General features: G+C 66.6%; 8 protein-coding genes and 1 pseudogene. 8 read left to right on the forward strand and 1 reads right to left on the reverse strand.

Annotation, left to right across the window (positions count from 1 at the left end; translation table 11 throughout):
- From BMZ69_RS31435 to gpt, 8 genes and pseudogenes are all read left to right on the forward strand, one after another.
- Positions 1–82 (forward strand): annotated as a pseudogene (locus BMZ69_RS31435) (IS5/IS1182 family transposase); the annotation flags it as partial.
- Positions 83–231: 149 nt separating this feature from the next.
- Positions 232–2,328 (forward strand): TonB-dependent siderophore receptor, encoded by a 2,097-nt coding sequence (locus BMZ69_RS30355; RefSeq protein WP_092163750.1) that lies wholly within the window; start codon positions 232–234, stop codon positions 2,326–2,328.
- A gap of 8 nt (positions 2,329–2,336) precedes the next feature.
- Positions 2,337–3,563, forward strand: a complete 1,227-nt coding sequence (locus BMZ69_RS30360) for an MFS transporter (protein ID WP_092163751.1) — start codon at positions 2,337–2,339, stop codon at positions 3,561–3,563.
- On the forward strand, positions 3,560–4,306 hold the full coding sequence (gene fhuF / locus BMZ69_RS30365) for a siderophore-iron reductase FhuF (RefSeq protein WP_092163752.1): 747 nt from the start codon (positions 3,560–3,562) through the stop codon (positions 4,304–4,306). Before BMZ69_RS30360 ends, fhuF begins: the two co-directional genes overlap by 4 nt.
- Before the next feature lie 70 nt (positions 4,307–4,376).
- Positions 4,377–5,228: an FkbM family methyltransferase gene (locus BMZ69_RS30370; RefSeq protein WP_092163757.1), complete on the forward strand. Its 852-nt coding sequence runs from the start codon at positions 4,377–4,379 to the stop codon at positions 5,226–5,228.
- Between the two features lie 125 nt (positions 5,229–5,353).
- Positions 5,354–6,118 carry a competence/damage-inducible protein A gene (locus tag BMZ69_RS30375; protein ID WP_092163753.1) on the forward strand — a complete coding sequence of 255 codons (765 nt, stop codon included), beginning with the start codon at positions 5,354–5,356 and terminating at the stop codon, positions 6,116–6,118.
- Between the two features lie 418 nt (positions 6,119–6,536).
- Positions 6,537–8,306 (forward strand): methyl-accepting chemotaxis protein, encoded by a 1,770-nt coding sequence (locus tag BMZ69_RS30380; RefSeq protein ID WP_175507054.1) that lies wholly within the window; start codon positions 6,537–6,539, stop codon positions 8,304–8,306.
- Positions 8,307–8,412: 106 nt separating this feature from the next.
- Complete coding sequence (gpt, locus tag BMZ69_RS30385; protein WP_092163755.1) at positions 8,413–8,922, forward strand: xanthine phosphoribosyltransferase; 510 nt, start codon at positions 8,413–8,415, stop codon at positions 8,920–8,922.
- Positions 8,923–9,090: 168 nt separating this feature from the next.
- Here the strand turns inward: gpt and BMZ69_RS30390 are convergent, their stop codons facing one another.
- A complete protein-coding gene (locus BMZ69_RS30390; RefSeq protein ID WP_092163756.1) occupies positions 9,091–9,993 on the reverse strand; it encodes a DMT family transporter in 903 nt (300 codons plus the stop codon).
- Positions 9,994–10,298: the final 305 nt, after the last annotated feature.

The following is a 10,298-nucleotide window of genomic DNA, read 5'->3' on the forward strand; positions in this document are numbered from 1 at the left end:
CGCGACCCGCTACGACAAGCTCGCCAGGAACTATCTGGCCTCGCTCTGCCTCGCCGCTCTCGTCGCCTACTGGCTGCGTTGAGTCTCGACCATAGAGCATAAGATGTTGTTCGATATTTGAAGTATATACTGATCGTATTTCTTTGTAATAATTCAAAACTATAATGTATTGACCGCTCTATTATCGATTGTTAGGCCGCGTTCGTTGTCTTTATCGAGAGTCGCGTGCCTATGACTATTCGTCCCGCCTTGCTGGGTTCGTCCGCTCTGCTGCTCGCGCCGATCGCCGCCTTGGCGCAGGGGACAGAGCGCATCCAGCTCGACACCATCGTGGTCGAAGGGCAGGGCGGCGGCGAGAAGGGCGTCTTCAGCGCCAATGGCTATGTCGCCACCTCCGGCCGCAGCGCCAGCAAGACGGATACGCCCCTGCTCGAGACGCCTATGTCGATCTCGACGGTGACGCAGACGCAGCTGGAGCAGCGCAAGCCGCAGAACCTGCTGGAGGCGCTGGCCTATACGCCGGGCGCGCGCATCGGCACCTATGGCTTCGACCCGCGCTATGACGCCTTCACCATCCGCGGCATCGACGTCACCCACAACGCCGTGTTCCGCGACGGGCTGCGCCAGATCGGCAGCCCGAACGGGCTGATGCGGCTCGAACCCTATGGGCTGGAGGCGATCAGCGTGCTGCGCGGCCCGGCCTCGGCGATCTACGGCGCCAGCACCAGCGCCGGCATCGTCGACCTGATCTCGAAGCGGCCCACAGAGACGCCGTTCCGCGAGATCGAGATCCAGGGCGGCTCCTTCGGCCGCAAGCAGTTCAATTTCGACATCTCCGGCCCGACCAATCCGGAAGGGACGCTGCTCTACAGGCTGACCGGGCTCGTCCGCGACGCCAAGACCGATATCAGCGCGATGAAGGACGACCGCGTCTTCATCGCGCCGGCGCTGACCTGGAAGCCGAACGAGGCGACCAAGCTCACCGTGCTCGGCGAGTACATGGATTCGACCACCGGCGGCACGGCGGCCTATCTCAATCTCTACGGCCCCTATGTCGATCGCCAGGGCAATGTGCTGTCCAAGACGCTCGGCGCGACCAAGGTCTATGTCGGCGACAGGCGCTACAATGATTTCCGCCAGCAGCAGGCTCGCATCGGCTACGAGTTCGAGCACAAGTTCGACGAGGTCTTCACCTTCCGCCAGCGTGCCCGCTACCAGCAGCTCGGCAACAACCAGCAATATGTCTATTTCGGCTCGGGCCTGACCCGCGAGAACACCGCCGGCTTCTCGGTCGACACCTCGCTGGAGGCGAAGGTGCGGACCGGGGCGGTCGATCATACCCTGCTCGCCGGCATCGATGTCAGCCGCCTGCACTACAAGAACAAGGAAGGCTTCGGCGGCGTGCCGCTTGGCTACAACCCGGCCCTCCTGTGGCGGACCGAGCAGACGCTGACCACGACAGGCGTCTATCTGCAGGACCAGGTCAAATGGGGCGGCTGGCGCCTCTCGGCCGGCGTCCGCCAGGACTGGGTCGACAGCAAGTTCGAGGCGGGCGCCGCCGGCGCGGTGCCGACCGAGAGCAAGCGCAATGACGGCAAGTTCACCGGCCGCGCAGCGCTGTCCTATGTCACCGATTTCGGGCTCGCGCCCTATGTCAGCTACGGCACCTCCTTCGTGCCCAATCCCGGCACGGTGCTGAATGGCGGCGTCGCCCAGCCCACCACGGGCAAGCAGGCCGAGCTCGGCGTGAAATACGATCTGCCGGGCTACAACGCCTCGCTGCGCGCCGCCGTGTTCAATATCCGCCAGGACAATGGCGTGGTCTACGAGGTCGTCGACGGCCTCAACCGCCAGGTCCAGCTCGATCTGCGCTCCAGCGGCTTCGAGATCGAGGGCGTCGCCTCGCTGGCGAACGGGCTGAGCCTGCAGGCCTCGTATTCCTACAATGACGCCCGCATCAAGAAGCTGACAGAGGAGACGGTCGGCAACCGCCTCTCCAGCATCCCCTATCACATGGCTGCGCTCTGGCTCGACTACACCGTCCAGGCCGGGCCGGCGCGCGGGCTCGGCATCGGTGGCGGCGTGCGCTATGTCGGCTCCAGCCTCGGCGACAATCTCGGCCGTCCGGTGATCGACAACAAGGCGCGCACCTTCCTCGACGGCTCGATCCGCTACGACCTCGAAAACCTCAGCCCGCAGCTCAAGGGCATGCGCTTCCAGGTCAACGCCACCAACCTCCTCAACGAGGTCCAGCAGACCTGCACTGCCGGCTACTGCTATTTCGACGAGGGACGCAAGGTCATCGCCAGCCTGCGTTATCGCTGGTGAGGGCGCTCATGCTCTCGCCTGCGGCGATCGTCCTGGCGATCGGCGGCCTCTATGTCGGTCAGAGCATCATCGGCGGGCTGACCTTCATCGCCTTGCCGAGCGTGCTGCGCGAGCGCGGCCTGCCGCTCGACCAGATCGGCCTGACCTATCTCGCCGTGCTGCCCTGGGCGCTGAAGTTTTTGTGGGCGCCGGCGGTCGAGCGCTACCGGCTGCCGGGCACCGGCCCGGCGCGCTCGCGCACGATCGTGCTGGCGACGACATTGATCTCGGCCCTCGGGCTCGTCGCGGTCGGCCTGATCGGGCCGGTCGCCTTCGTGCCCTTGATCGGCGTCTTCGTGCTGATCGCCTTCTCCGCCTCGACCGGCGACATCGCCTGCGACGGCCATGCGGTCGAGACCTTGTCGCAGGCCCATCACGGCTGGGGCAACGCCGCCCAGGTCGGCGGCGCCTATCTCGGTTCGGCGCTCGGTTCGGGCCTCTTCCTCGTCCTGGTGGCGCGGCTCGACTGGCAGCTCGCTACTTTCGCCATGGCCGGGCTGCTCGTCGTGCTAGCGCTGCCCTTCCTGCTTTCGCCGGCCCCGGCCGCGCCGGCACGGCGCACGCACCAGCCCGCGCTGAAAGACGCGCTGAAGCGGCCGGAGATGCGCACCGGCCTCGCGCTCGCCGCCATCTATGTGCCGGCGCAGAAATGGGGCGTCGCCATGCTCGGCGCCTATCTGGTCGATAGCGGGCTCGATCTTGAATCGATCGGGCTGGTCAATGGCATCGGCGGACTCGCCGTCGGTTTCGCCTGCGCGCTTGCCGGCGGCGCGCTGGTGCGGGCTCTTGGGGCGCGCAGCGTGCTCGTGCTGGCGCTGCTATTGCAGGCTTTGTCGCTTGCCGGCCTCGCCTTCGCCGCCTGGCGCAGCCTGCCGCAGCCGCTTGTGCTCGCGCTGGCGCTGGCGAGCTCCTCCGGCATCATGGCGCTCGGCTTCGTCGCGCTCTATGCCCGCTTCATGGCGCTGTCCGATCCGCGCCAGGCCGGCGTCGACTTCACCCTGCTGCAATGCATGGACGGGCTGATCAGCATGGCCGGCGGCATCGGCGCCGGCTGGGTCTCGCAGCATTTCGGCTATGGCGTCTGCTTCGGCGTCGCTGCCGGAGTTGCGCTGATCGCGGCGCCATTGGTGGCTCTGCTCGGCGGAGCCGCCGGAACGGCGCGGCCAGTCGCGCGTGAGGAGGCGGTTCTGGGATGAGCGCGGCGCGGCCGCTGCCATCCTTCGCCTCCCGCTTTCCGGAGGCGCTCAGCTGGTACAGGGACAAGCTCGTACTGCCGGGCGAGGCCGGAGAGACCGTGTCCGGGCAGGAGCTTCTCGCAGGCGCGGCGGCGCGGCTGATGGCGCGCTTCGCCGCGCTCCACCCCGACAGCGACCGGCGGGCGCTGGTCTCGATGTGGTCGCAGTGGCATTTCGGCGCGCTGGTCATCCCGGCTACGGCCGCGATCCTGCTCGGCGAGCGTGACCTGCCGCTCGAGCTCGACCGGGTCGCGATCGTGCCGCAGGAGGCGGGACTGACGAGCGCGATCGTCATCTGCGATGCAGGCGCTTCGCGATGCGCCGACGGCGACCCCTTCACGCCCCTGTTCGAGGGCCATGTCGCGCCATTGGTCGATTTGCTCGCCGGGCAGTTCCGGGTGTCGCCGCGGCTGCTCTGGGTCAATGCAGCGCAGATCTTCGAATGGACGCTGCTGCAGGTGCCGGCCGAGCATACCGATCCGCAAGCCCTGGCTATGGCGCGCCTGCGGCTGGAGCGGCGCCTGGAGCCGTCCGGCCAGCGCAACCCGATGAACGAGGCGGTGCGCTATCCGGTCGAGCAGGGCGCGCCGGTCCGGCGCCGGAAGCTCTGCTGCTTGCGCTATCTGCTGGCCGGCGTCGCCGACTGTGCCAGCCTCTGCCCGCTGCATGCCGACTGCGCTTCGGCGGCGAGCGATGCCGCCTGAGGAGGCTTCAGGCCATGTCGGCGATGATCCGGCTCTGGCGCCATCGGCGCTGGGGGTGTACAGCGCGCCAATGGCATTCAATGAGATCAGACCGGCCGAAGACCAGCCTTTCGGCACCTTCGCGCCCCAAGGCGGCATCGCCCGCATCATCGGCTGGACGCGTTGTGCGTCCGGCTCTTTCCTCGGCCGCAAGTTCGCGTTCGCCCTGCGCCGCCTCGGGCTCAACCGGCTCAAGGGGCAGCCCGTCGACATCGAGGCGCTCGGCGCGCAGATGCGGCTCTACCCCGAGGGCAATGTCTGCGAGAAGCGGGTGCTGTTCACGCCGCAATATTTCGATGCGCGGGAGCGCGAGCTTTTGGCCTCGCGGATCCGCGAGGGTTTCAGCTTCATCGACGTCGGCGCCAATATCGGCGCCTATTCGCTCTTCGTCGCGGCCCGTGCCGGACGGGGCGCACGCATCCTCGCGGTCGAGCCGCAACCCGACATCTTCGCGCGGCTGACCTACAACATCGCGCAGAATCCCTTCGGCACGGTCAAGGCGATCGCCTGCGCGCTCGCCGACAAGCCGGGCGAGCTGACGCTGTTCCTCGATCCCGCCAACAAGGGCGAATCGAGCGTGCGCATCCTGCGCTCCACCAATGCGAGTTCCGTGCGGGTGCCGGCGACGACATTACTCTCCCTGGTGCAGAGCGAGGGCTACGAGCGGATCGACGCCATCAAGCTCGACGTCGAGGGTGCCGAGGACCTCATCCTGGAGCCTTTCCTGCGCGATGCGCCCGAGGCGCTCTGGCCGGGCTTCGTCATCGTCGAGGATTCGCGCGGTCGCTGGCAGGCCGATCTGCCGGCCCTGCTGGAGAGCAAGGGCTACAAGCTCCTCGCCCACACACGGCTCAATCTCGTCTACGAGCGCACGACCTCGTGATGCGCCCGCCGCGCGTGCATAGCGGCCACGACCGGCGCGCCGCTTGAGCAATCGCGCGCAAGCAGCTTAGCTCGCTGGCGTATCGGGGCACGCATGCGGCGACATCGAACAGCAGGGACAAGCCCATGACGGCAGCGCCAGCGCCCGCCTTCCAGCCGGTGGTCACCGCCGCGATCCTGGTGATCGGCGACGAGATCCTGTCCGGCCGGACCAAGGACAAGAACATCGGCTACATCGCCGAGTATCTGACTAATATCGGCATCGAGCTACGTGAGGTCCGGGTCGTGCCCGACCTGACCGACGAGATCGTTTCGGCGCTGAACGCGCTGCGCTCGCGCTATACCTATGTCTTCACCACTGGCGGCATCGGCCCGACCCATGACGACATCACGGCCGACGCGGTCGCCGCCGCCTTCGGCGTGCCGATCGACTACGATCAGCGCGCCGTCGACATGCTGCTGGAGCGCTTTCCGAAGGATCAGCTCAACGAGGCCAGGATGCGCATGGCCCGCATCCCTGCCGGTGCCGATCTGATCGCCAACTCTGTCTCGAAGGCGCCGGGTTTCAGGATCGGCAATGTCCATGTCATGGCCGGCGTGCCGGCGATCATGCAGGCCATGCTCGACGTCGTCGCGCCGACGCTGAAGACCGGCGCCAGGATTCTCTCCGAGACGGTGCGGGCGGGTCTGCGCGAAGGCGACATCGGCACGCCGCTGGCCGAGATCGCCAAGGCTCATCCCGACTGCTCGATCGGCTCCTACCCGTTCTGGTCGGAGACCGGCCCGGACACCAACATCGTCATCCGCTCGCGCGACCCGGAGAAGCTGATGATGGCGACCGCCGCCGTGCAGGCGATGGTCGAAGTGGAGCGGGCCCGGCTGGGAGCCTAGGTGTATTCTTCATTTCATACAACCTATGATTGATGATCCTTGGATTTCTAACGCCGTTCAAAGTTTAGCAGATTCAAGGCCCTGAACAGTTGGATGCTGACCTTAAGAGAAGGGCGGGACTCAACCTTATATGATTTGGCTTCCACTAAACTTAGAGTGATTATAGATTGAGAGGTATTCTTTTTTTGGCTCGGTATTCATCTATCTAATGTCATGATATTTGCCGAAAAGTTTTTGACCGAACGTGAACAAGTGGCGGTTTAGACTTTTGCTCGGTCTTCGGCTTAGTAGGTCGTAAACCATTGTCATCCATTTTGTTCTTGCGGACCGTGAGTTCGCGGGGGCTGAATGCGGGGGACGGGGCATGCGGCTAAATCCATTCCGAGGCGGCGCTTCGCGCCGCGAGCTGGAAGGCGAGATGTTGGCGCTCAATCGCGCCATGGCGGTGATCAGCTTCAAGCTCGACGGCACGATCCTGGATGCCAACGAGAACTTCCTGAAGACGGTCGGCTACACGCTGGAGCAGGTGCGCGGGCGCCATCACAGCATGTTCGTGACCAAGGAGGAGGCCGCGAGCGCCGAATACAAGGCGTTCTGGGAGCGACTCCGGCAAGGTGAGTACGACGCCCGGCAATTCCTGCGCGTCCACGCCGACGGCAGCGAACTCTGGATCGAGGCGAGCTACAACCCGGTCTTCGATTCCAGCGGCAAGCCGATCAAGGTGATCAAGTTCGCGACGGTGATCACCGACCAGAAGAACCTGGAAGCCGACATGGCTGGGCAAGCGGCGGCGATCCGCAAGGCGATGGCGGTGATCGAGTTCACGCTCGACGGCCATATCCTAGACGCCAACGAGAACTTCCTCGCCGTCACCGGCTATTCGCTCGGCGAGATCAAGGGCAAGCATCATTCGATGTTCTGCGACGCCGCCTATCGCAGCTCGCCGGAGTATCGCGCCTTCTGGGAGAAGCTCGGCCGCGGCGAATACGATTCCGGCCAGTACCAGCGCTTCGGCAAGGGCGGCCGCGAGGTCTGGATCCAGGCGAGCTACAACCCGATCATGGACGCCAAGGGCCGGCCGACCAAGGTGGTGAAATACGCCACCGACATCACCGAGCAGAAGGCGGCGCGCCAGCTCGCCAAGGCGGTCGGAGAGGCGCAGGCCGTGATCGGCCGGGCCAAGGACAAGGACCTGACGACGCGCATCGACATGGCCGGCAAGGAGGGCGAGGTCGCGATCCTCTGCGGCGGCATCAACGAGCTGATCGAGACGATGGCCGAGGTGATCGCCGCCGTCGGGCTGATCTCGAGCAAGGTCGGTGCCGCGGCCGACAAGATGGCGAGCGAGAGCGTCGAGCTCGCCGAGCGGGCCGAGGCCCAGGCCTCGAGCCTGCAGGAGACGGCGGCGACGACCGAGGAGCTCGCCGCCTCGATCAAGACCAGCGCCGGCAATTCGCGCCAGGCGGCGGCGCTCGGCGACGAGGCCAGGACCGTCGCCTCGCGCGGCGGGGCGATCGTCACCGATGCGGTTGCGGCGATGGGCCGGATCGAGCAGGCCTCGGCCTCGATCGCCGACATCATCTCGATGATCGACGAGATCTCGTTCCAGACCAACCTGCTCGCACTCAACGCCGCGGTGGAGGCGGCGCGGGCCGGCGATGCCGGGCGGGGCTTTGCGGTCGTCGCCTCGGAGGTTCGGGCGCTGGCCGGCCGCTCCAGCGAATCCGCCAACGGCATCAAGTCGCTGATCGCCAATTCGAGCGAGCAGGTCCGCTCAGGCGTCCAGCTGGTCAAGGATGCCGGCCGCACGCTCGACGAGATCGTCGATGCGGCCAACCGGGTCGCCGGCACCATCGCCGAGATCTCCAGCGCGGCGACCGAGCAGGCCAACGGCGTCGAGGAAATGGCCAAGACCGTCGCCCATATGGACGAGATCACCCAGCGCAACTCGCTGATGGCCGACGCCAGTTCCAAGCTGTCGCGCGACCTGCAGGGCGAGACTCAGGCGCTGGCGGCGCTGGTCGGCGCCTTCCGGCTCGGCGGCGGCGATCAGCCGGCGCGGCTTGCGGCTGATCTGCGCTCGATGCTGCCGGCGATGAAGGCCGCCGCAGCACCCACGAAACCCATGCCGCTTCCGCGCGCCAGGGCGGCGGGCGGCCGGGGTGACGACGGCTGGGCCGAGTTCTAGGTGACTAAAGCCCGGCGCGGCGGGGATTATCGCCGCGCGGCTCTTGCCAGCGCCGGCCGAATGCGCTTTGCGGAAAGGCACTTTTCCGCCTGCCGCAGGACCAGCCATGGCCGACGCTTCCGCCAACAAGGCCTTTCCCGTTTCCTGGGACCAGTTCCACCGCGATGCCCGCGCGCTTGCCTGGCGTCTCTCCGATGCCGGACCCTTCGAGGCGATGGTCTGCATCACCCGTGGCGGGCTGGTGCCGGCGGCGATCATCTGCCGTGAGCTCGGCCTGCGCCTGATCGAGACGGTCTGCGTCGCGAGCTATCACGACTACAAGAACCAGTCCGAGCTCAAGGTGATGAAGGAGATCGCCCCCTCGATCCGCGCCATCGGCGACGGCAAGGGCAAGGGCGTGCTCGTCGTCGACGACCTGACCGACACCGGCAAGACCGCCCGCGTCGTGCGCGAGATGCTGCCGAACGCCCATTTCGCCACGGTCTACGCCAAGCCGGCGGGCGTGCCGGTGGTCGACACCTTCGTCACCGAGGTCAGCCAGGACACCTGGATCTATTTCCCCTGGGACATGGGTCTGGCCTATGTCGAGCCGATCGCCAAGGACCACAAGGGCTGAGCGCGCACAGTCTTTCCGGGACTTCGCGAAGCATCACGCTCCCTTGTCGTCATGGTCGGGCTTGTCCCGACCATCCACGCCTTCCGTGATCGGGGGCAGTGTTCAAGACGTGGATGCTCGCCACAAGGGCGAGCATGACGGGCTGGAGTTGCGTCGTGTCGCTGAGGCTCAGGCGCTGCTCGGCGCCTTGAGCGCCACCACCATGCCGGTCACAGCCAGCAGCATGCCGGCGATCTCCAGGCCTGAGGCCTGCTCGCCGAGGAAGGCGGCGCCGGACAGCGCCGTCACCACGGGCACCAGCGGCAGGAACAGCGCAGCCCGGGCGGCGCCCAGGATCGCGACGGCTTCCGTATAGAGAAAAAGCGCGACCGCGCCGACCAGCACGCCCTGATAGAGCGCCTGCAGCGCGACCGCCGGCAGCGGCACCTGGAGCAGGTTGACCGGCTGGACCAGCGCCAGCAGCGGCAACAACGGCACCGAGAGCAGGCAGGTCGCCATGGTGACCTCGACCGCGTCCGCGCCCCAGCGCCGCGCCAGCAGGCCGAACACTGACCAGAGCAGGGCGATCAGGACGAAGAGCAGGTCGCCGATCCAGGCGCCTGCGCGGGTCGGCGTGTTGGCCATCGCCTCGAAAGAGAAGACCACGATCCCGGCGACGATGATGGCAAGGCCGATCACCCTGAGCGGGCTGATCCGGTCGCCGAGGACGAAGACGGCGAGCAGGGCGGTCGCGACCGGGATCAGCCCGGGCGAGATCACCGAGGAGTGCAGCGCCGGGGCGAAATGCGCGCCGCCGACCAGGATCAGGCTGTAGCTCGGGCCGACGATGGCGGTGAGGATCAGCGCCCGCTTCCAGCCGAGCTTGCCGACCGGGAAGGGTTTCAGCCGCTTGAGGGCGAAGGGCAGCAGCACCAGCGAGGCGGCGAGAAAGCGCAGGATCGTGACGTCGCCGGCCGAGAGCCCGTCGACCACCGATTGCCGCGAGACCACCGACTGCACGCCCCAGATCACAGCCGAGAGGATGCCGAAGGCAAAGCCGATGGCGAGGCGGGAGGAGGCGGGGTTGGACACTGTTCAAGGCCTTGCGGGAGCAGGGCGGCTTATGGGCTCAAGCGGGAGGTGGCGGCAAGGGTCGGCGCGTCGGGAGGCTCTACGTGGGACGCATGGGCGAGGAACCGCGGGGAACCCTCTCCTGTAAGGAGAGGGCAGGGTGAGGTGTAGGCCACCGGACCAGTTCCGCGAGCGCTCACCGCGCGGCCATGTTCAGGCTAACGTTTTCAGTCCGAACACCTTGTAACTCTCATTTTGCCTCATCTGCTATACCAGCGGTTGCGGTGGCAGGTGGAAGACCGACAGCCCTGAGGGACACCAAGCCC

It is taken from the genome of Allobosea sp. CRIB-10, from assembly GCF_900112185.1.
Lineage (GTDB): Bacteria > Pseudomonadota > Alphaproteobacteria > Rhizobiales > Beijerinckiaceae > Allobosea.